Source organism: Variovorax paradoxus NBRC 15149 (assembly GCF_001591365.1).
Taxonomy (GTDB): Bacteria; Pseudomonadota; Gammaproteobacteria; order Burkholderiales; family Burkholderiaceae_C; genus Variovorax; species Variovorax paradoxus.
In genome coordinates this window covers 346,913-365,573 of the sequence record NZ_BCUT01000001.1, presented here as the reverse complement: position 1 = coordinate 365,573, position 18,661 = coordinate 346,913, and the positions used below count along the sequence as shown (strand labels likewise).

The 18,661-nt window shown below is 66.1% G+C and carries 21 protein-coding genes and 1 tRNA gene; 15 read left to right on the top strand and 7 right to left on the bottom strand.

Features of this window, described 5'->3' with window-relative positions; genetic code table 11:
* The first annotated feature begins 108 nt into the window (after positions 1 to 108).
* Complete coding sequence (gene yedA, locus VPA02S_RS01720; RefSeq protein ID WP_062361692.1) at positions 109 to 1,035, top strand: drug/metabolite exporter YedA; 927 nt, start codon at positions 109 to 111, stop codon at positions 1,033 to 1,035.
* A gap of 12 nt (positions 1,036 to 1,047) precedes the next feature.
* On the opposite strand, the gene VPA02S_RS01715 is transcribed toward yedA, so the two are convergent.
* From VPA02S_RS01715 to VPA02S_RS01700, 4 genes are all read right to left on the bottom strand, one after another.
* Positions 1,048 to 1,686: a LysE family translocator gene (locus tag VPA02S_RS01715; RefSeq protein ID WP_062361690.1), complete on the bottom strand. Its 639-nt coding sequence runs from the start codon at positions 1,684 to 1,686 to the stop codon at positions 1,048 to 1,050.
* Complete coding sequence (locus VPA02S_RS01710) at positions 1,683 to 2,327, bottom strand: RnfABCDGE type electron transport complex subunit B (RefSeq protein ID WP_062361688.1); 645 nt, start codon at positions 2,325 to 2,327, stop codon at positions 1,683 to 1,685. Before VPA02S_RS01710 ends, VPA02S_RS01715 begins: the two co-directional genes overlap by 4 nt.
* Positions 2,324 to 3,739 (bottom strand): polyhydroxyalkanoate depolymerase, encoded by a 1,416-nt coding sequence (locus VPA02S_RS01705; RefSeq protein ID WP_062361685.1) that lies wholly within the window; start codon positions 3,737 to 3,739, stop codon positions 2,324 to 2,326. The genes VPA02S_RS01710 and VPA02S_RS01705 overlap by 4 nt, the downstream gene beginning before the upstream one ends.
* A 158-nt stretch (positions 3,740 to 3,897) precedes the next feature.
* Positions 3,898 to 5,094 (bottom strand): amino acid aminotransferase, encoded by a 1,197-nt coding sequence (locus tag VPA02S_RS01700; protein WP_062361682.1) that lies wholly within the window; start codon positions 5,092 to 5,094, stop codon positions 3,898 to 3,900.
* Positions 5,095 to 5,200: 106 nt separating this feature from the next.
* Here VPA02S_RS01700 and uvrB point away from each other — a divergent pair, with 106 nt between their 5' ends.
* From uvrB to VPA02S_RS01650, 10 genes are all read left to right on the top strand, one after another.
* On the top strand, positions 5,201 to 7,318 hold the full coding sequence (gene uvrB, locus VPA02S_RS01695) for an excinuclease ABC subunit UvrB (RefSeq protein ID WP_062361679.1): 2,118 nt from the start codon (positions 5,201 to 5,203) through the stop codon (positions 7,316 to 7,318).
* A gap of 234 nt (positions 7,319 to 7,552) precedes the next feature.
* Positions 7,553 to 8,089, top strand: a complete 537-nt coding sequence (gene iscR, locus VPA02S_RS01690; RefSeq protein ID WP_007828186.1) for a Fe-S cluster assembly transcriptional regulator IscR — start codon at positions 7,553 to 7,555, stop codon at positions 8,087 to 8,089.
* A gap of 79 nt (positions 8,090 to 8,168) precedes the next feature.
* Positions 8,169 to 9,389: an IscS subfamily cysteine desulfurase gene (locus VPA02S_RS01685; RefSeq protein ID WP_012747261.1), complete on the top strand. Its 1,221-nt coding sequence runs from the start codon at positions 8,169 to 8,171 to the stop codon at positions 9,387 to 9,389.
* A gap of 29 nt (positions 9,390 to 9,418) precedes the next feature.
* Positions 9,419 to 9,838 (top strand): Fe-S cluster assembly scaffold IscU, encoded by a 420-nt coding sequence (gene iscU, locus VPA02S_RS01680; protein ID WP_012747262.1) that lies wholly within the window; start codon positions 9,419 to 9,421, stop codon positions 9,836 to 9,838.
* A 1-nt stretch (position 9,839) separates the two neighbouring features.
* Positions 9,840 to 10,163 (top strand): iron-sulfur cluster assembly protein IscA, encoded by a 324-nt coding sequence (gene iscA, locus VPA02S_RS01675; protein ID WP_012747263.1) that lies wholly within the window; start codon positions 9,840 to 9,842, stop codon positions 10,161 to 10,163.
* A 63-nt stretch (positions 10,164 to 10,226) separates the two neighbouring features.
* The gene (gene hscB / locus VPA02S_RS01670) at positions 10,227 to 10,745 is read left to right on the top strand and encodes a Fe-S protein assembly co-chaperone HscB (RefSeq protein ID WP_062361677.1); all 519 of its coding nucleotides are present in this window, start codon (positions 10,227 to 10,229) and stop codon (positions 10,743 to 10,745) included.
* A gap of 5 nt (positions 10,746 to 10,750) precedes the next feature.
* A complete protein-coding gene (gene hscA, locus VPA02S_RS01665) occupies positions 10,751 to 12,607 on the top strand; it encodes a Fe-S protein assembly chaperone HscA (RefSeq protein WP_062361674.1) in 1,857 nt (618 codons plus the stop codon).
* A 7-nt stretch (positions 12,608 to 12,614) separates the two neighbouring features.
* Positions 12,615 to 12,953: an ISC system 2Fe-2S type ferredoxin gene (fdx, locus tag VPA02S_RS01660; protein WP_012747266.1), complete on the top strand. Its 339-nt coding sequence runs from the start codon at positions 12,615 to 12,617 to the stop codon at positions 12,951 to 12,953.
* A gap of 12 nt (positions 12,954 to 12,965) precedes the next feature.
* The gene (dnaQ, locus tag VPA02S_RS01655; RefSeq protein ID WP_062361671.1) at positions 12,966 to 13,673 is read left to right on the top strand and encodes a DNA polymerase III subunit epsilon; all 708 of its coding nucleotides are present in this window, start codon (positions 12,966 to 12,968) and stop codon (positions 13,671 to 13,673) included.
* Between the two features lie 78 nt (positions 13,674 to 13,751).
* Positions 13,752 to 13,826 (top strand) — tRNA-Val (locus tag VPA02S_RS01650).
* A 52-nt stretch (positions 13,827 to 13,878) separates the two neighbouring features.
* On the opposite strand, the gene VPA02S_RS01645 is transcribed toward VPA02S_RS01650, so the two are convergent.
* Both VPA02S_RS01645 and VPA02S_RS01640 read right to left on the bottom strand, forming a co-directional pair.
* Complete coding sequence (locus VPA02S_RS01645; RefSeq protein ID WP_062361668.1) at positions 13,879 to 14,256, bottom strand: hypothetical protein; 378 nt, start codon at positions 14,254 to 14,256, stop codon at positions 13,879 to 13,881.
* Positions 14,247 to 14,849, bottom strand: a complete 603-nt coding sequence (locus VPA02S_RS01640) for a peptidoglycan recognition protein family protein (RefSeq protein WP_062361665.1) — start codon at positions 14,847 to 14,849, stop codon at positions 14,247 to 14,249. The genes VPA02S_RS01645 and VPA02S_RS01640 overlap by 10 nt, the downstream gene beginning before the upstream one ends.
* Before the next feature lie 209 nt (positions 14,850 to 15,058).
* Here VPA02S_RS01640 and VPA02S_RS01635 point away from each other — a divergent pair, with 209 nt between their 5' ends.
* The 4 genes from VPA02S_RS01635 (at position 15,059) to VPA02S_RS01620 (ending at position 17,540) form a co-directional block, all read left to right on the top strand.
* Positions 15,059 to 15,181, top strand: coding sequence for a hypothetical protein (locus VPA02S_RS01635; protein ID WP_012747270.1), 123 nt, complete (start codon positions 15,059 to 15,061; stop codon positions 15,179 to 15,181).
* 35 nt (positions 15,182 to 15,216) lie between these two features.
* A complete protein-coding gene (locus VPA02S_RS01630) occupies positions 15,217 to 16,320 on the top strand; it encodes an NAD(P)/FAD-dependent oxidoreductase (RefSeq protein ID WP_062361662.1) in 1,104 nt (367 codons plus the stop codon).
* Positions 16,321 to 16,469: 149 nt separating this feature from the next.
* On the top strand, positions 16,470 to 16,766 hold the full coding sequence (locus tag VPA02S_RS01625) for a glycine zipper domain-containing protein (RefSeq protein ID WP_012747272.1): 297 nt from the start codon (positions 16,470 to 16,472) through the stop codon (positions 16,764 to 16,766).
* 51 nt (positions 16,767 to 16,817) lie between these two features.
* Entirely contained in the window at positions 16,818 to 17,540 is a 723-nt protein-coding gene (locus VPA02S_RS01620) for a phage holin family protein (RefSeq protein WP_012747273.1), read from the top strand.
* A gap of 21 nt (positions 17,541 to 17,561) precedes the next feature.
* Here VPA02S_RS01620 and VPA02S_RS01615 read toward each other — a convergent pair whose 3' ends face one another.
* Entirely contained in the window at positions 17,562 to 18,638 is a 1,077-nt protein-coding gene (locus VPA02S_RS01615) for a quinone-dependent dihydroorotate dehydrogenase (RefSeq protein ID WP_012747274.1), read from the bottom strand.
* Between the last annotated feature and the right edge of the window lie 23 nt (positions 18,639 to 18,661).

The following is an 18,661-nucleotide window of genomic DNA, read 5'->3' as shown; positions in this document are numbered from 1 at the left end:
CTTCAAATCGACGGTGTGAAACGCAAAGAACCATGAAATGTGCATGGTTGCGAGAAGATTGCTTTCATACCATGGACGGCGTTTCCATACCAACAAGACAACACCGACATGCCCACTCTCGCATCCCCCGCCCAAGCCGCATCCGGTCCCGCGCGCACCGCACTGCCGCCGCTGCTGTGGCTCTGCCTGGCTGCCACCTGGGTGGTCTGGGGCTCGACCTATCTTGCGATCAAGTACGCGCTGATCAGCTTTGCGCCGTTCCTGCAAATGGGCTCGCGTTTCCTGTTCGCAGGCGTGCTGCTCGCCGCCTGGATGCGCTGGCGCGGCGCGGCCTGGCCTTCGCGCCTGCAGTGGCGCAATGCCCTCGTGGTCGGCACGCTGATGCTGGGTGGTGGCATGGGCGGCACGGCCCATGCCGAGGTGTCGATCGGCTCCGGGCTGGTGGTGGCCTTCATCGCGGTTGTGCCGCTGCTGATTGCGCTGCTCAACCTGATCTGGGGCGTGAAGCCGACGCGGCTGGAGGCGGCGGGCATTGCGCTCGGGCTCATCGGCGTGCTGATGCTGACGCAGGGCAGCGGCTTCCAGTCGTCGCCAGCAGGCCTGGCGGCAATTTCCATTGCCTGCATCTGCTGGTCGATGGGCAGCGTGCTGAGCCAGCGCAGCCTGCCGCTCGCGCCCGGCGCGATGGGTTTCGCGAGCGAAATGATCTGCGGCGGCGTGGTGCTGCTGGTGCTCTCGGTGCTGTCGGGTGAACAGCTTGTGTGGCCACCGCAGCCCGAGGCGGCAGCTGCCTGGCTGTACCTCGTGGTGTTCGGCTCGCTGATCGCGTTCAACGCCTACATGGTGCTGCTCGCGAGGGCGCCCGCCGCCCTGGCCGCGAGCTACACCTTCGTCAATCCGGTGATTGCGATGCTGCTGGGCGTGTGGATTGCCAACGAGACCGTGACGCGCTTCGAGTGGTATGCGGTGGCCGTGGTGCTGGCCGGTGTTCTGCTGCTGCTCTTCAAGCGCCCGCAGAAGGCGAAAGAGAGCTGAAGCTCGTGCCGTTCAGGTGCCCGGGCGGCGCCAGAAGGCCAGCGTGGCGGCCAGCAGCCACATGCCAGCCGCGCAGCTGCGGTTCAGCGCCTTGAGGCCGCGGCGCGAGAGCCAGCGCACGGCCTGCGTTCCGGCGGCCGCATAGGCCAGCATCACGCAGGTGTCGAGCGCCACGAAGATCGCGCCGAGCAGCAGGTACTGCGTGCCTTGCGGCCTTGTGATGTCGATGAACTGCGGCAAAAAGGCCGCGAAGAACAGCACGGTCTTGGGATTCGACAGCGCCACGAGCAGGCTGCGCATGAGCGCGACGCGGCCATGCGGGCGAACTTCGATGGCGGATTTGGCCAGCGCGGCGCCAAGGTCGGCCCCTTCGCTGCGCCACAGCTTGACGCCGAGCCAGACCAGGTAGGCGACACCCGCCAAGCGGATCGCGTTGAAGAGCAGTTCGGATGCAGCGAGCAACGAACCGAGCCCGAGCGCAACCACCGCGATCAGCGTGATGCTCCCGAGCGACGCGCCGGCAATGCCCCAGCTCGCGCGGCGCATGCCGCCGTCGATGCCGTTGGAGAGCGCCAGCAGCATCGTCGGGCCGGGAATGACGGCCAGCGCGAGCGAAGCGACGAGGTAGATCAGCAGCGTGTCGAGGGTCATGGCTTGGCGGCCGGTGGGCGTTGTTGCTGTTGCGAGGCGGCGCGCGCGCGCGCCAGTGCGGCTTCGACGATGGAGCGCTTGCGCGTGTCGGCGGCCTGCGGCTCTGCGACCGCGGGCGCTTCTTGCCCGCTCTTGCGCTTGTCGTTTGCGCGGCGGTGCTCTGCGTGCAGCTTGTAGCGCCGCAATGCGGCCTCGGCCTGCGCCTGCGACCAGGCCTGCCAGCCGCTGCGGCCCGGCGTCTCGACCTCGAGCGAGATGCAATCGACAGGGCACACCGGAATGCAGAGCTCGCAGCCCGTGCAGTGCGCTTCGATCACGGTGTGCATGCGCTTGTTGATGCCCACAATGGCATCGGTGGGGCAGGCATCGAGGCAGAGCGTGCAGCCGATGCACCAGGCTTCGTCGATGACCGCCATGGCGCGCGGGCCTTCGGTGCCGAACTGCGGATCGAGCGGGAGCGGCTCGCGGCCGGTGAGCCGCGCCAGCCTGGCCACGCCTTCGGCACCGCCGGGCGGGCACTGGTTGATGCCGGCCTGGCCGTCGGCCAGGGCTTGCGCGTAGCCGGCGCAATCGGGGTAGCCGCAACGTGTGCACTGCGTCTGCGGCAGTGCATCGTGGATGCGTGCGGCCAGCCCGTTCACTTCCTGCGTGCCGCGGGCTTCTTGGCGGGGGCGGCCGCCACTGCTTTCCTGGCCGCGGTGCTCTTGGTGGCTGCAACGGCCGCCGTGCTCCGGCCCGGCTTGATGCGGTCTTCGGCCGGCAGGCTTTCGCGTGCGCCGGCGCGGCGCTGGGGCTGGTCATGGGCCGCGATGAACTTTTGCACCTTGGGGTAGACCAGTTCGCGCCAGCGGCGGCCGCTGAAGATGCCGTAGTGGCCCGCGCCCTTGACTTCGTAGTGCTCGCGGTGCGAATCGGCAATGCCGGTGCACAGGCTGTGCGCGGCCTCGGTCTGGCCCGAGCCCGAGATGTCGTCGAGCTCGCCCTCGACGGTCAGCAGCGCGGTCGAATGGATGTCCTGCGGACGCACGCGCTCGATCTGGCCCTTGGGGTTCTTGACGTCCCAGGTGCCGTTCACGAGTTCGAATTCCTGGAACACGGTGCGGATGGTGTCCAGGTAGTAGTCGGCGTCCATGTCGAGCACGGCGTTGTACTCGTCGTAGAACTTGCGGTGGGCCTCGGCGCTTGCGTCGTCGCCCTTGATGAGGTCCTTGAAGTAGTCGTAGTGGCTCGACGCGTGGCGGTCGGGATTCATGGCCACGAAGCCCGTGTGCTGCAGGAAGCCCGGGTACACGCGGCGGCCTTCACCCGGGAAGCCCTGCGGCACGCGGTAGATCACGTTGTTCTCGAACCACTCGAAGCTCTTGTTCATCGCGAGGTTGTTCACCGCGGTGGGCGACTTGCGCGCGTCGATGGGCCCGCCCATCATCGTCATCGTGAGGGGCAGCGGCTCGCCGCGGCTGGCCATCAGCGACACGGCCGCCAGCACCGGCACGGTCGGCTGGCACACGCTCACCACGTGGCAGTTGCCGTACTCGGCCTGCAGGCGGCGGATGAATTCCTGCACGTAGTTGATGTAGTCGTCGAGGTGGAACTCGCCCTCCGACATGGGCACGAGGCGCGCGTTCTTCCAGTCGGTGATGTAGACCTTGTGGTCCTGCAGCATGGTGCGCACGGTGTCGCGCAGCAGCGTGGCGTAGTGGCCCGACAGCGGCGCCACGATCAGCACCACGGGCTGGCTCTTGAGCGTCTTGAGGATGTGCGGTTCGTCGGTGAAGCGCTTGAAGCGGCGCAGCTCGCAGAAGGGCTTGTCGAGCTCGACGGCCTCCTGGATGACCACGTCCTCGCCCTCGACCTTGACGGACTTGATGTTGAACTCGGGCTTCTCGTAGTCCTTGCCGAGGCGGTAGAGCAAGTCGTAGCCCGCCGCCATGCGCTGGGCCATGGGCAACTGGCCCCACACCGCGCCTTGGCCATAAAGCTTGGACGCCGCTTGCGCGAAGTCCGAAAACGGCTCCATGAGGGAACGCTGGGCTTCGTAGAGTTGATAGAGCATCGCTGGTCTTGGAGTGGAATGTTGCAATGCAATATATCAGCGCATTCGCTGACTTGCAGGGGGCCTAACCCCTACATCGGCCCTGCCGAAAGGGCCGTTTTTAAGCCACGAATGTGAAGGAATCGCAAAACGCGGATTCCCTCACATCCTGCTGACGGCTAGATGACCTTGGCGATCGACGCGCAGACGTAGTCGATGTTCTTGCTGTTGAGCGCGGCCACGCACATGCGGCCGGTGTCGGTGCCGTACACGCCGAACTCGTTGCGCAGGCGCACCATCTGGTCCTTGCTGAGGCCCGAGTAGCTGAACATGCCGATCTGCGTGGTGATGAAGCTCATGTCTTCCTTCACGCCGGCGGCCTTGAGGCCGTCGACCAGCTTCTGGCGCATGGCCTTGATGCGCACGCGCATTTCGCCGAGTTCCTTTTCCCACAGGGCGCGCAGCTCGGGGTTGCCGAGCACTGCGGCCACCACGGCGCCGCCGTGGATCGGCGGGTTGCTGTAGTTGGTGCGGATCGCGATCTTGAGCTGCGACAGCACGCGGCCGGCTTCTTCCTTGTTCTCGCACAGCACCGACAGGGCGCCCACGCGCTCGCCGTAGAGGCTGAAGCTCTTCGAGAACGAGGTCGAGACGAAGAAGGTCAGGCCCGCGTCGACGAACTTGGCGACCGCCGCGCCGTCTTCCTTCAGGCCGTAGCCGAAGCCCTGGTAGGCCATGTCGAGGAAGGGCACCAGGCCCTTGGCCTTGACCGCGGCCACGACCTGGTCCCACTGCTCGGGCGTGATGTCGTAGCCGGTCGGGTTGTGGCAGCAGGCGTGCAGCACCACGACGGTGCCGGCGGGCGCAGCGTTCAGGGCGGCCAGCATGCCGTCGAAGTTGACGCCGCGCCTGGCGGCGTCGTAGTAGGGGTAGCTTTCGACCTCGAAGCCCGCGTTGGTGAACAGGGCGCGGTGGTTTTCCCAGCTCGGGTCGCTGATCAGCACCTTGGCCTTGGGATTGAGCTTCTTGAGGAAGTCGGCGCCGACCTTCAGGCCGCCGGTGCCGCCGATGGCCTGGATGGTGGCCACGCGGCCCGATTGCACCGGCTCGCTGTCGGCGCCGAAGACCAGGCCCTTGACCGCGTTGTCATACGCCACGATGCCGTCGATCGGCAGGTAGCCGCGCGCCGTGGGCGCCTTCATCATGTTCTGTTCGGCGGCCTGCACGCACTGCAAAAGCGGCAGCTTGCCGTTGTCGTCGTAGTAGACGCCGACGCCGAGGTTGACCTTGTTGGGGTTGGTGTCGGCTGCAAACTGCTCGTTGAGGCCGAGGATCGGGTCGCGCGGTGCCATTTCGACCGCGGTGAACATAGACATGGAGAAAGTCCTTTGGGATGAAAGCTTCGCTGGCAACCGGACTTGCGCTACGCTTTCCGGTTGCCTTGAATTTTACCGGCGCCATCGCCACCTGTCGGGAACAGCCATGCCAGAGAACAACGAAGCCATAGCAGACCTGAAGAAACTGGACCCGATCGGGCCGGCGAAGCAGGGCGAATTCATCAAATACCCCGGTTCGCCTTTCGAACTTTTCCAGCCCTACCCGCCGGCCGGGGACCAGCCGAAGGCCATCGACGGCCTGATCGAGGGCGTGCTCGACGGCGAGGTGTTCCAGACGCTGCTGGGCGTCACGGGCTCGGGCAAGACCTTCACCATGGCCAACGTGATCGCGCGGCTGGGCCGCCCGGCCATCGTGTTCGCGCCCAACAAGACGCTGGCGGCGCAGCTCTACAGCGAATTCCGCGAGTTCTTCCCCAAGAACGCCGTCGAGTACTTCGTGAGCTATTACGACTACTACCAGCCCGAGGCCTACGTGCCGCAGCGCGACCTGTTCATCGAGAAGGACTCGTCGATCAACGAGCACATCGAGCAGATGCGGCTGTCGGCCACCAAGAGCGTGCTGGAGCGGCGCGACACGGTCATCGTGGCCACGGTGAGCGCCATTTACGGCATCGGCACGCCCGAGGACTACACGCAGATGCGTTTCATCATGCGCGTGGGCGACCAGATCGGCCAGCGCGACGTGATCGGGCGGCTGATCCGCATGCAGTACACCCGCAACGAGCAGGACTTTTCGCGCGGCACCTTCCGCGTGCGCGGCGACACCATCGACGTGTTTCCGGCCGAGCACAGCGAGCTGGCCATCCGCATCGAGCTGTTCGACGACGAGATCGAGACGCTGCAGCTGTTCGATCCGCTCACGGGCCGCATCCGCCAGAAGATCCCGCGCTTCACCGTATACCCGTCCAGCCACTACGTGACGCCGCGCGACAAGGTGCTGAGCGCGGTCGAGACCATCAAGATCGAGCTGGCCGAGCGGCTCAAGGAATTCGTCTCGCAGGGCAAGCTGGTGGAGGCGCAGCGCCTGGAGCAGCGCACCCGCTTCGACCTGGAGATGCTGGCCGAGATCGGCCACTGCAAGGGCATCGAGAACTACACGCGCCACCTCTCGGGCGCCGCCCCGGGCGAGCCGCCCGCCACCTTGACCGACTACCTGCCGAAGGACGCGCTGATGTTCCTCGACGAGAGCCACCAGATGGTCGGCCAGCTCAGCGCCATGTACAACGGCGACCGGGCCCGCAAGACCACGCTGGTCGAATACGGCTTCCGGCTGCCAAGCGCGCTGGACAACCGCCCGCTCAAGCTGGAGGAGTTCGAGACGCGCATGCGCCAGTGCATCTTCGTCTCGGCCACGCCGGCGCAGTACGAGAAGGACCATGCCGGCAACGTGGTCGAGCAGCTGGTGCGGCCGACCGGCCTGATCGACCCCGAGGTCGAGGTGCGCCCCGCAACCCACCAGGTGGACGACGTGCTGGGCGAAATCCGCATCCGCGTCGACAAGAACGAGCGCGTGCTCATCACCACGCTGACCAAGCGCATGGCCGAGCAGCTGACCGACTACCTGGGCGACAACGGCGTGAAGGTGCGCTACCTGCACAGCGACGTCGACACCGTGGAGCGGGTCGAAATCTTGCGCGACCTGCGCCTGGGCAGCTTCGACGTGCTGGTGGGCATCAACCTGCTGCGCGAGGGCCTGGACATTCCCGAGGTGTCGCTGGTGGCCATCCTGGACGCCGACAAGGAGGGCTTCCTGCGCGCCGAGCGCTCGCTGATCCAGACCATCGGCCGCGCGGCGCGCAACCTGAACGGCAAGGCCATCCTCTATGCCGACCGGATGACCGACTCCATGAAAAAGGCCATCGGCGAAACCGAGCGCCGCCGCGCCCGGCAGATTGCCTACAACGAGGCCAACGGCATCACCCCGCGCAGCATCGTCAAGCAGGTGCGCGACCTGATCGACGGCGTCTACAGCGAAAAGACCGGCAAGGAAATGGCCAAGCTCGACCTGGAGCGCGCCAAGGTCGAGGACATGAGCGAAAAGGACATCGCCCGCGAGATCAAGCGGCTCGAAAAGCTCATGATGGAGCACGCCCGCAACCTCGAATTCGAGAAGGCGGCCCGGGTGCGCGACCAGCTGGCGCTGCTGCGGGAGCAGGCTTTTGGCGCCTCCGGCGGGGACAATATCGCCGTCCTGCCGTCCTAGGAGGGGGTTCCGGTTTCTTCAAGCGATTCCCGCTGGGGTTTACCCGAGCAGACCTGAAGGTCTTCTGCTATACTTGAGCGAAATACTCAACAACAACAAAAAAGAACTTCGCAATGAAGAACCGATCCCACTGGCTGGTTCACCAGCGCCAGGGGTCGGGCAGGGCGGAGACGAAGTCACCGCGGCCTTGGGGCACGGTGTCATTTCAACGGTAAGCACTTGAAGGAGCTTGCGATGCGTCTCACTACCAAAGGCCGTTTTGCGGTCACAGCAATGATCGATCTGGCGCTGCGTCAGAACACCGGTCCGGTCACGCTGGCTGCGATCAGCCAGCGGCAGCAGATTTCGTTGTCGTATCTCGAACAGCTGTTCGGCAAACTGCGCCGCCATGAGCTGGTCGAGTCGACCCGCGGCCCCGGCGGCGGCTACAGCCTCGGCCGCAAGGCTGCGGATATCACCGTCGCAGACATCATTGTTTCCGTCGATGAGCCCATCGATGCCACGCAATGCGGCGGCAAGGAAAACTGCCTGGGCGAAGCCGGCCGCTGCATGACGCACGAGCTCTGGGCCTCGCTGAACCAGCGCATGGTCGAGTTCCTCGATTCCGTCACGCTGCAGAAGCTGGTCGACGACCAGATCGCCAAGGGCGTGCAGATCGAGAACAAGCCAGTCGTCAAGCGCGCGATTTCCGCGCAGCCGGTGGTCAAGCCGATTCGCGTGAACGCGCCGAATTCGGTGTTTGCCCTCGGCAACGCCTTCGCGAAGTCCTGAAGAAGCCGCGGAGCGCCTTCGGGCGCTGCCGCGAGAAGCCCAGATCAAAGAAACAACCCCACGCCAGCCCGAGCCAGCCATGGACGTCACTCCTCATTTCCCGATCTATCTCGATTACGGCGCCACCACGCCGGTTGACCCGCGTGTGGTCGACGCCATGATCCCCTGGTTGCGCGAGCATTTCGGCAACCCGGCGTCGCGCAGCCATGCCTGGGGCTGGGAGGCTGAAGAGGCGGTCGAGAAGGCGCGCGGCTACGTGGCCGAGCTGATCGGAGCCGACCCGCGCGAGATCGTCTGGACCTCCGGCGCCACCGAGTCGAACAACCTCGCGCTCAAGGGCGCGGCCCATTTCTACAAGGGCAAGGGCAAGCACCTCATCACGGTGAAGACCGAGCACAAGGCCGTGCTCGACACCATGCGCGAGCTCGAGCGCCAGGGCTTCGAAGTCACCTACATGGACGTCGAGGAAAACGGCCTGCTCGACCTGGACAAGTTCAAGGCGGCGATCCGCCCCGACACCATCCTTGCGAGCGTGATGTACGTCAACAACGAGATCGGCGTCATCCAGGACGTGGTCGCGCTCGGCAATGCCTGCCGCGAAAAGGGCGTGATCTTCCATGTCGACGCGGCCCAGGCCACCGGCAAGGTCGAGATCGACATTGCCAAGCTGCCCATCGACCTGATGAGCCTGGCTTCGCACAAGACCTACGGCCCCAAGGGCATCGGCGCGCTGTACGTGCGCCGCAAGCCCCGCGTGCGGCTCGAGGCACAGATGCACGGCGGCGGCCACGAGCGCGGCATGCGCTCGGGCACGCTGCCCACGCACCAGATCGTGGGCATGGGCGAGGCCTTCCGCATCGCCAAGCTCGAAATGAAGGAAGACATCGCCAAGGCGGCGCGCCTGCAGAAGCGCCTGCTCGACGGCCTGAAGGACGTGGACCAGGTGTTCATCAACGGCGACCTCGAGCAGCGTGTGCCGCACAACCTGAACATGAGCTTCAACTACGTGGAAGGCGAGTCGCTGATCATGGGCATCAAGGGCCTGGCGGTGTCGTCGGGTTCGGCCTGCACCTCGGCCAGCCTCGAACCCAGCTACGTGCTGCGCGCCCTCGGCCGCAGCGACGAGCTGGCCCACAGCAGCCTGCGCATGACCATCGGCCGTTTCACGACCGAGGAAGAAATCGACTACGCCATCTCGACCATCAAGCACAACGTCGCCAAGCTGCGCGAGCTGAGCCCCCTGTGGGAGATGTTCCAGGACGGCGTCGACATCAGCACGATCCAGTGGTCGGCCCACTGACGCATTGAACAAAGTTTGAGAGGTACACCATGGCATATTCATCCAAGGTCATCGACCACTACGAAAACCCCCGCAACGTCGGCTCCTTCGAAAAGGGCGACGACTCGGTCGGCACCGGCATGGTCGGCGCGCCGGCCTGCGGCGACGTCATGAAGCTGCAGATCAAGGTCAACCCCGAAACCGGCGTGATCGAAGACGCGCGCTTCAAGACCTACGGCTGCGGCTCGGCCATCGCGTCGTCCTCGCTCGTGACCGAGTGGGTCAAGGGCAAGACGCTCGACGAAGCCGCGGCGCTCAAGAACGCGCAGATCGCCGAGGAACTGGCGCTGCCGCCCGTCAAGATCCACTGCTCGATCCTGGCCGAAGACGCCATCAAGGCCGCCGTGAGCGACTACAAGGCCAAGCACGGCGCCAAGACGGCAGAAGCCGAACCATCGGCAGTCCACTGACATGGCCGTTACGCTGACCGAAGCCGCCGCGCGCCACGTCACCCGCTACCTCGGCAAACGCGGCAAGGGCGTGGGCGTGCGGCTGGGCGTGAAGACCACCGGCTGCTCGGGCCTGGCCTACAAGCTCGAGTACGTGGACGAGTTCGCGCCTGAAGACGTGGTGTTCGAAGACCACGGCGTGAAGGTGCTGGTCGACCCCAAGAGCCTGGCCTACATCGACGGCACGCAGCTCGACTTCGTGCGCGAAGGCCTGAACGAGGGCTTCAAGTTCATTAATCCGAACGAGCGGGACCGCTGCGGTTGCGGAGAGAGTTTCCGCATCTGATGCGCCGTCGCTGACAGCGACCACAGCCGCCACCATGTCATGTGCTGGCGGTTTTTTCTTGCCATGAACCTCAACGACACCGACTTTCAACTGTTCGCAGTCCCCGCAACCTTCGCGCAGGACCGCGCCGTGCTCGACGCCCGGTGGAAGGAACTGCAGCGCGAGGCCCATCCCGACCGCTTTGCCGCGCAGGGCGCCGCGGCGCAGCGCGTGGCGATGCAATGGTCGGTGCGCATCAACGAGGCTTACCAGCGCCTCAAGGACCCGATCCGGCGGGCCAGCTACATCTGCGAGCTCCACGGTGCGCCGCTGAACGCCGAGAACAACACCGCCATGCCGCCCGATTTCCTGATGCAGCAGATGGAATGGCGCGAGGCGCTCGACGACGCCGGCGACACCGCCGCGGTCGAGCAGCTGCAGGCCGAAGTCGAGGCCGGCCGCGCCCGCGCGCTGTCGTCGCTCGACTGGCTGATCGACGAGAAGGGCGACTACCCGGCCGCCGCGCAGCAGGTGAGAGCCCTCATGTTCATTGAGCGCTTCGGACAGGACGTCGAAGCCAAATTCGATCAGTTGGGACAATAGCCGGTATGGCTCTTCTTCAAATTTCCGAACCCGGCCAGGCGCCCGATCCGCATCAGCGCCGCATTGCCGTGGGCATCGACCTGGGCACCACGCATTCGCTGGTGGCCGCGGTGCGCAATGGCGTGGCCGAATGCCTGCCTGACGACCAGGGCCGCGTGATCCTGCCTTCCGCCGTGCGCTATCTCGACCGCGAGCGGCGCCAGATCGGCTTCGACGCGCTCGCCGCGCGCGCGCAGGACGCCGCGAACACCATCACCTCGGTCAAGCGCCTCATGGGCCGCGGGCTGGCCGACATCGCCAACCGCGAGTCGATGTCGTACCGGCTGGTGGACGAGGGCGGCATGGTCAAGGTGGAGACGGCTGCCGGCATCAAGTCGCCGGTGGAGATCAGCGCCGAGATCCTGGCCACCTTGCGCTACCGCGCCGAAGACACCTTCGACGGCGAGCTCTACGGCGCCGTCATCACCGTGCCGGCCTACTTCGACGAAGGCCAGCGCCAGGCCACCAAGGACGCCGCGCAGCTTGCCGGCCTCAACGTGCTGCGCCTGATCAGCGAGCCCACGGCCGCGGCCATCGCCTACGGCCTGGACAACGCGAGCGAAGGCGTCTACGCGGTCTACGACCTGGGCGGCGGCACCTTCGACATCTCGATCCTGCGGCTCACGCAGGGCGTGTTCGAGGTCATTGCCACGGGTGGCGACTCGGCCCTGGGCGGCGACGACTACGACCACGCGCTTGCCGACTTCGTGCTCGCGCAAACCGGCCTGCAGGTGGGCAGCGACGCCGACAAGGCCGCCGTGCTGGTGGCTGCCCGTGCGGCCAAGGAGGCGCTGACCGATGCCGATTCCGTGGCGTTCCACGCCGAGCTTGCCGGCGGCGCCGCCCGCGTCGACCTGGCGCGCGCACAGTTCGACGCCGCCACCAAGCCGCTCACCGACCGCACGATCGCGGCGGTTCGCAAGGCGCTGCGCGACGCGAAGCTCAAGCCCGACGACCTGCAAGGGATCGTGCTGGTCGGCGGCTCCACCCGCATGCCGCAGATCCGCCGCGCCGTCGCCGAATTCTTCGGCCGCGAGCCGCTCATCAACCTGAACCCCGACGAGGTCGTGGCGCTCGGCGCCGCCATCCAGGCCAACCAGCTGGCCGGCAACAACGGCGCGGGCGATCTGCTGCTGCTCGACGTGATCCCGCTGTCGCTGGGCATCGAGACCATGGGCGGGCTGGTCGAGCGCATCGTGCCGCGCAACCAGACCATTCCCACGGCAATGGCGCAGGACTTCACCACCTACCAGGACGGCCAGACGGCCCTCGCACTGCACGTGGTGCAGGGCGAACGCGACCTGGTCGCCGACTGCCGCAGCCTGGCGCGCTTCACGCTGCGCGGCATCCCACCCATGGCGGCAGGCGCGGCGCGCATCCGCGTGACCTTCACCGTCGATGCCGATGGCTTGCTGAGCGTCAGCGCCAAGGAGCAGGGCAGCGGCGTGGAGGCCAGCGTGGCGGTCAAGCCTTCGTACGGACTCTCGGACGACCAGATCGCGACCATGCTGCAGGAGAGCTTTTCCACCGCGCAGCAGGACATGCAGGCGCGTGCGCTGGTGGAGGCGCGCGTCGATGCCGAGCGCATGCTGCTTGCCACCCAGAGCGCGCTCGATGCCGACGGCGATCTGCTGGGCGAAGAAGAGCGCGCTGTCATCGATGCGTCGATGGCGAAGCTGCGCGAAGCCGCCAAGGGCAATGACGCCGCGGCCATCGAAGGCGCCACCAAGGCGCTGGCCAACGACACCGAAGCCTTTGCCGCCCAGCGCATGAACGCGGGCATTGCGCGCGCGTTGTCGGGCCGCAAGCTCGAATCCCTCTGAGAACCACATGCCCACCATCAAGATATTTCCGCATCCCGAGTACTGCCCCGAGGGTGCAGAAATCACGGCGCCGGCCGGCACCTCGATCTGCGAGGCGCTGCTCGACAATCACATCAACATCGAGCACGCCTGCGAGATGAGCTGCGCCTGCACCACCTGCCACGTGGTCGTGCGCCAGGGCTTCAATTCGCTGAACGAGGCCGAGGAGGGCGAGGAAGACCTGCTCGACCGCGCCTGGGGCCTGGAGCCACAATCGCGCCTGAGCTGCCAGGCGATCCTGGCGCAGGAAGATGTGACGATCGAGATTCCCAAGTACTCGATCAACCACGCCAAAGAAAACCACTGAAAGAGCCACTGCATGTCGCGCCAGATCGTCCTCGACACTGAAACCACCGGCCTGTCCGCGGAGAACGGCGACCGCATCATCGAGCTCGGCTGCGTGGAGCTGTTCGCCCGCAAGCTCACCGGCAACGACCTGCACATCTACTTCAATCCCGAGCGCGAGAGCCACGAGGACGCGCTCAAGGTGCACGGCCTCACGACCGACTTCCTGCGCGACAAGCCGAAGTTCGCCACGCTGGCCAACGACATCGTCGAGTACCTGCGCGGCGCGGAGCTGATCATCCACAACGCGGCCTTCGACGTCGGCTTCCTCAACAAGGAACTCGAGCTGGCCGGCCTGCCGCCGCTGCGCAGCTTCGTCGGCGAGGTGACCGACACGCTGGCCATGGCCAAGCAGGTCTACCCGGGCAAGCGCAATTCGCTCGACGCGCTGTGCGACCGCTTCGGCGTCGACCGCTCCAACCGCACCTTCCACGGCGCCAAGCTCGACGCGCAGCTGCTGGCCGACGTGTACATCAATCTCACGCGCGGCCAGGACGCCCTGCTGATCGACGTGGCCTCGAACGAGCCGGCGCAGGGCACCACGGTGGTGGCCATCGACCTGAGCCAGTTCGACCTGCCGGTGATCATGGCCGCCGAGCAGGAGGTTGCGGCGCACGAAGCCGTGTTGTCGCAGCTCGACAAATCCAGCAACGGGCGCACGCTGTTTCGGCAAAACAGCTGAAATCCTGTGGCATAATCGAAGGCTTCGCGCAACGCGATTAATTCCAAGGCACTGCAGCAGCGGCGCCAAGGGGTGAAAGGGCGGTTAGCTCAGGGGTAGAGCACAGCATTCACACTGCTGGGGTCGGAGGTTCGAAGCCTCCACCGCCCACCAATTTTCTGAATAAAGCGACCTGGATTGTCCAAGTCGCTTTTTTTGCGTCTACCTACTTCATGCCGAACAGGTCATTGCAGGTATCGCAGGCGAAGTACAGCCGCTGTTCCCCGCACTGAACCGCGCCCGTGGCGCCCGCGCGAATCTGCCAGTCGCATGATTTGCCGCGCTGCTTCAGCGTACCTTCGACAAAGCAGGGCGCCTGCTCATAGTTGTCGTGCAGTGTCTTGTAGTCAACCTGTTTGGCCCGCGAGAAGAACTCGCGCGCCTTGGCGTGGTTTTGCGGCACATCCGTCGGGCGGCAGGTGGCGGGTTGGTCGGATCGGAAGTCGGCGACAAAGACGTCCGTGAACCCTGTGCTGCCGGTTGCACACGCTGCAACGAGCAACGCCGCGGCTGCCGTGGCGGTGATCCGAGACTTCATTTCCATATCGCCGAGCTCGCTTCGCCCGGATTTTTGTATGAAACCGTCGGGTGTCTGTAGACATCGGCGGGCTTCAGGTTGAACTGGGCATACAGCTCGTCGATGAGCCATTGCAGCGCCGTGTTCTGCGCAGCCGTCACCGCTTCATAGGTCTTCTCGTCGATGTGCAGTCCCACGAGCTCGATGCCGATGGCCTCGCTGTTGACCGGGTACCGGTCCGGATACGACTTGGCGCGTTCATGCGCATCCAGTGCGTTGATCTGCTGAATCCACGACATTGCCAGCATCTTGGCCATGGCTGCCGTGTCGCACGTGTTCTTGTTGACGGTCAGGCACTTCGACTTGATCAATTTGCCGACGTGGTAGCAGCGCGAGTGCAGACTGGCCGTTTGATAGATCTGGCCATTCTTGTCGATGAGGAAATGGGCGCCATTGCCACCATCTCCGTAGCTGTTGAGACTGGACTCGGCGGTCGATGAGTCTGTTTGATGGACGACGATGGCCAGCACCTTGGGCAGGGCGCCGTGTTCGATGCCGGATGAGCGTCTGGAGATCACTCTGGGATCGATGAGCATCCCGTTCGCGTCGATGGTCGACATATCTCTCTCCCTGTGGAACGACGCGTCAAAGTACATCACATCTGTCTTCGATCCGGAAGCGTACCGTTTCGTCGTACATCGCTGGTCAAGCCCTCGTTGGGGTGGCCTGGTTCAAGAAACTGTCGGCTCGCGCTGACGCCGATTGCCGCCCTGTGCTGGCTGAAGGTGCGCTGCAGCAGCTTAGAAAAAAGGCAAAGGAGAGTTCCGCCATGGCCACCCATCCCGACCTTCCGCCCCCCATCACGCCGGATCTGCCCGTGGAGCCCGACGAAGGGCCGAGCACGCCGCCCGACGAGCCGACGGATCCCGAGCCGCCCCCCACCACGTCCTGAAGAAATCCGCCCGCGAGCCGCGATAAGCTCGCACGATGGATGAACTCGATTGCGCCGTCATCGGCGGTGGTGTGGTGGGACTGGCAGTGGCGCGCGCCTTGGCGCTCGCGGGCCGGGAGGTGGTGGTGCTGGAAGCCGAAGGTGCCATAGGCACCGGCACCAGTTCACGCAACAGCGAGGTGATTCATGCGGGCATCTACTACCCGCAGGGCTCGCTCAAGGCCAGGCTTTGTGTCGAGGGCAAGGAGGCGCTCTACGCCTACGCAGCAGAGCGCGGCGTGCCCCACCGGCGCTGCGGCAAGTTGATCGTCGCGACTTCGGCCGAGCAGGTGGCCCAGCTGGAAGTCATCCGTGCCAAGGCGGCCGCCAACGGTGTTGGCGACCTCGTGCTGCTGACTGCGCAGCAGGCCATGGCCATGGAGCCGCAGCTCCACTGCGTGGCGGCATTGCATTCGCCGAGCACCGGCATCGTCGACAGCCATGCCTTGATGCTGAGCCTGCTCGGTGACCTGGAGAACGCGGGCGGCATGCTGGCGCTGAAATCGCCCATCGCCCGTGCGGAATGCGGCCGGGACGCTATCGTCCTGGTAGCTGAAGACGGAACGGCGCTGCGCTGCAACACCGTGGTCAATGCAGCCGGCCTGCTCGCGCCCGAGCTGGCCCGCCGCTTCGAAGGCCTGCCGCCGGCGGCCATGCCCACCGCCTACTTTGCCAAGGGCAGCTATTTCACGCTGTCGGGCCGCGCACCTTTCAGCCGCCTCGTCTATCCGGTGCCCGAACCCGGCGGACTGGGTGTGCACCTGACGATCGACCTGGGCGGGCAAGCCAAGTTCGGGCCCGACGTGCAATGGGTGCAATCGGCCGACGATCTGGTGGTGGACCCGGCGCGCGGCCATGGCTTCTACGCCGAGGTGCGCAAGTACTGGCCTGCCTTGCCCGACGGGGCGCTGATTCCGGGCTACGCGGGCATGCGGCCCAAGATCTCGGGCCCGGACGAGCCGGCGCGCGACTTCATGATCGACGGACCCGAATCGCACGGCGTGCGCGGGCTGGTCAATCTCTTCGGCATCGAGTCGCCCGGGCTCACGAGCAGCCTGGCGATCGGGCGGCACGTCGAGCGCATGCTCGCGGCGGGGTGACAGCGGACGCAATGCAAGGGCCATCGCGTGCAGAAGTCTGCATAACTGCTGTGCATGAGGGGCTTTTGTGCCTGTAACATGACACCACGCCATTTGCTGGCGTGAAGCCGCCGGCGCGGTGCCGGTGTCATCACGGAGGAAAGTTTCCAATGAGTGCATCCAACAATATCGAAGCGGCAGCCGAAGACATCGCGAGCGACGTGCGCGGCGTGCTGGCCAGCAAGGACCTGGATTCGGTTCCCCACATCAAGGCGCTGCGCCAGCGCATCGACACCAAGCTCGCCATTGCGCGCGAACTTGCCGCGGAAAAGAGCAAGCTGGCCGCCAAGAAGGCCCGCGAAGCGGCCAACTCCGCCAACGCCTACGCCCACGACGAACCGTGGCAGATCGCCGGCGCCGCGCTGGCTGTCGGCGTGCTGGTGGGCCTGCTGCTTGGCCGCCGCTGACCTGAACGCAAGCCGCCGCCGCGCCGTTCCTCGCCGAGCCGGAGTCGGCGCATGAGATTGCTGTCCCTGTTCGGGCTCGATGCCCGTTTGCGGCGGCTGCGGATCGCTGCGGCCGAAGGTGCGCTGGCGGCCGAAGACCGCGTGCAGCTCCTGCGCATGGCGTGGGAGGACGAGAAGCAGCGCCTCAAGCTGATGCTGGTGCTGGTGGTGGCCGTGCTCGGCCTGACCACGGTGGCGGTGGCCTTGCTGTCGATGGCGGTGGTGGTGCATTTCTGGGAAACGCCGCACCGCATCGCGGCGGCGTGGTCGGTGGCCGGCGTGTGGGTCCTGCTCTGGCTGGGCGCGGCGCTGGGGCTGTTCCTGACCCTTCGCAATGCCTCCAGCAGCTTCATGCCGGCACGCCGCGAATTCGAACGCGACTGGGCCTGGGTGCAGGACAGCTTCGGCCTCGGCAAGGATCCCGACCAGGACGAAGAGGCGCCGCGCCCCCGGCGGCCCGCCACGCGCGAGGAACTGCTCGCCCGCATGGATCGCCAGCGCGAACGCATTGCCACCATGCAGGGCGCAGGCCCGGCGCGGCCCGCCGGCGCAACGGCTGCTTCCTCCGAGGCACCGCCGGCCGACGAATCGGCGGCAGCGGCGGCATTGCGCATTGCGCGGGAGCACCCCGTGGCCACCGGCGTCGCCGCTGCGGTGGCCGTGGTGGTGATCCGTCCCAAGCGACTGCTGCGCTGGGCTGCGTTCATTGCGCCAGTGCTCTGGCGCATGCGCTGAGAAAGAGAAAAGCGCGGAGGCTCAGGCGGCGCTGCGGCCTTGCAGCAATGCCTGCGCCGCTTCGCGCACCAGCGCCGGGCCGCGGTAGATGAGGCCGGTGTAGATCTGCACCACGTCCGCGCCCGCGGCAATCTTGGCCCTGGCATCGGCCGCGCTCAGGATGCCTCCCACCCCGATGATCGGAAAAGCCGGCCCCAGCGCCGCGCGCAGTTGCGAGACCACGCGGTTGCTCGCCTCGCGCACGGGGGCGCCCGAGAGCCCGCCTGCTTCGTTGGCATGCGGCAGGCCGGCAACCGCATCGCGCGCCAGCGTGGTGTTGGTGGCGATCACGCCGTCCATGCCATGGCGCTGCAACGTGGCGGCGATCACGGCGACCTGGCCCTCGTCCAGGTCGGGGGCGATCTTCACGAACAGCGGCACGCGCCGATGGCTGCGCTCGGCCAGCGCATGGCGGCGCTCGGCGATGGCGCCCAGCAGCGCATCGAGTGCCTCGTCGCTCTGCAGCGTCCGCAGGTTGGCGGTGTTGGGACTCGAGATGTTGATGGTCACGTAGTCGGCATGCGGGTACACGCCGTCCAGGCAGGCCAGGTAGTCGTCCACCGCCTTCTCGATGGGCGTGGCGGCGTTCTTTCCGATGTTGAGCCCGAGCAGCATCGGCTTCCTGCCGCCGCTGCCGCTCCTGCGGAAGCGCGCCTTCTGCACGTTGGCAAGAAAGGCATCGAGCCCTTCGTTGTTGAACCCGAGCCGGTTGATGAGCGCGTCGCGCTGGGGCAGGCGGAACATGCGCGGCTTGGGGTTGCCCGGCTGCGCCTTGGGCGTGACCGTGCCGACTTCGACGAAGCCGAAACCCATGGCGGCAAAGGCGTCGATGCAGCGGGCGTTCTTGTCGAGGCCGGCGGCCAGGCCCACGCGGTTGGGAAATTCCAGCCCCGCCAGCGTGACCGGATCATCGACGCGCGGCGCGGCGTAGGCGCAGGCCAGCGGCGTGTTCTGCGTGCGGGCCAGCCCGTCGAGCGTGAGTTCGTGGGCATGCTCCGGGTCGAAGCCGAACAGAAAGGGCCGGGCCAGGCCGTAGAGCGAAGAGGGGAGCAGGGGCATCGGATAATTCTCGACTTCAATGA

Excerpts from the sequence above, each read along its gene's own strand:
- VPA02S_RS01645 (WP_062361668.1), bottom strand. The coding sequence starts at position 14,256 with ATGGAAATGAAGTCTCGGATCACCGCCACGGCAGCCGCGGCGTTGCTC.
- VPA02S_RS01635 (WP_012747270.1), top strand. The coding sequence starts at position 15,059 with ATGGCCACCCATCCCGACCTTCCGCCCCCCATCACGCCGGATCTGCCC.
- dnaQ (WP_062361671.1), top strand. The coding sequence starts at position 12,966 with ATGTCGCGCCAGATCGTCCTCGACACTGAAACCACCGGCCTGTCCGCG.
- iscU (WP_012747262.1), top strand. The coding sequence starts at position 9,419 with ATGGCATATTCATCCAAGGTCATCGACCACTACGAAAACCCCCGCAAC.
- VPA02S_RS01640 (WP_062361665.1), bottom strand. The coding sequence starts at position 14,849 with ATGTCGACCATCGACGCGAACGGGATGCTCATCGATCCCAGAGTGATC.
- VPA02S_RS01625 (WP_012747272.1), top strand. The coding sequence starts at position 16,470 with ATGAGTGCATCCAACAATATCGAAGCGGCAGCCGAAGACATCGCGAGC.
- VPA02S_RS01715 (WP_062361690.1), bottom strand. The coding sequence starts at position 1,686 with ATGACCCTCGACACGCTGCTGATCTACCTCGTCGCTTCGCTCGCGCTG.
- hscA (WP_062361674.1), top strand. The coding sequence starts at position 10,751 with ATGGCTCTTCTTCAAATTTCCGAACCCGGCCAGGCGCCCGATCCGCAT.
- VPA02S_RS01630 (WP_062361662.1), top strand. The coding sequence starts at position 15,217 with ATGGATGAACTCGATTGCGCCGTCATCGGCGGTGGTGTGGTGGGACTG.
- VPA02S_RS01620 (WP_012747273.1), top strand. The coding sequence starts at position 16,818 with ATGAGATTGCTGTCCCTGTTCGGGCTCGATGCCCGTTTGCGGCGGCTG.
- yedA (WP_062361692.1), top strand. The coding sequence starts at position 109 with ATGCCCACTCTCGCATCCCCCGCCCAAGCCGCATCCGGTCCCGCGCGC.
- VPA02S_RS01705 (WP_062361685.1), bottom strand. The coding sequence starts at position 3,739 with ATGCTCTATCAACTCTACGAAGCCCAGCGTTCCCTCATGGAGCCGTTT.
- hscB (WP_062361677.1), top strand. The coding sequence starts at position 10,227 with ATGAACCTCAACGACACCGACTTTCAACTGTTCGCAGTCCCCGCAACC.
- uvrB (WP_062361679.1), top strand. The coding sequence starts at position 5,201 with ATGCCAGAGAACAACGAAGCCATAGCAGACCTGAAGAAACTGGACCCG.
- iscR (WP_007828186.1), top strand. The coding sequence starts at position 7,553 with ATGCGTCTCACTACCAAAGGCCGTTTTGCGGTCACAGCAATGATCGAT.
- VPA02S_RS01685 (WP_012747261.1), top strand. The coding sequence starts at position 8,169 with ATGGACGTCACTCCTCATTTCCCGATCTATCTCGATTACGGCGCCACC.
- VPA02S_RS01615 (WP_012747274.1), bottom strand. The coding sequence starts at position 18,638 with ATGCCCCTGCTCCCCTCTTCGCTCTACGGCCTGGCCCGGCCCTTTCTG.
- iscA (WP_012747263.1), top strand. The coding sequence starts at position 9,840 with ATGGCCGTTACGCTGACCGAAGCCGCCGCGCGCCACGTCACCCGCTAC.
- VPA02S_RS01700 (WP_062361682.1), bottom strand. The coding sequence starts at position 5,094 with ATGTCTATGTTCACCGCGGTCGAAATGGCACCGCGCGACCCGATCCTC.
- fdx (WP_012747266.1), top strand. The coding sequence starts at position 12,615 with ATGCCCACCATCAAGATATTTCCGCATCCCGAGTACTGCCCCGAGGGT.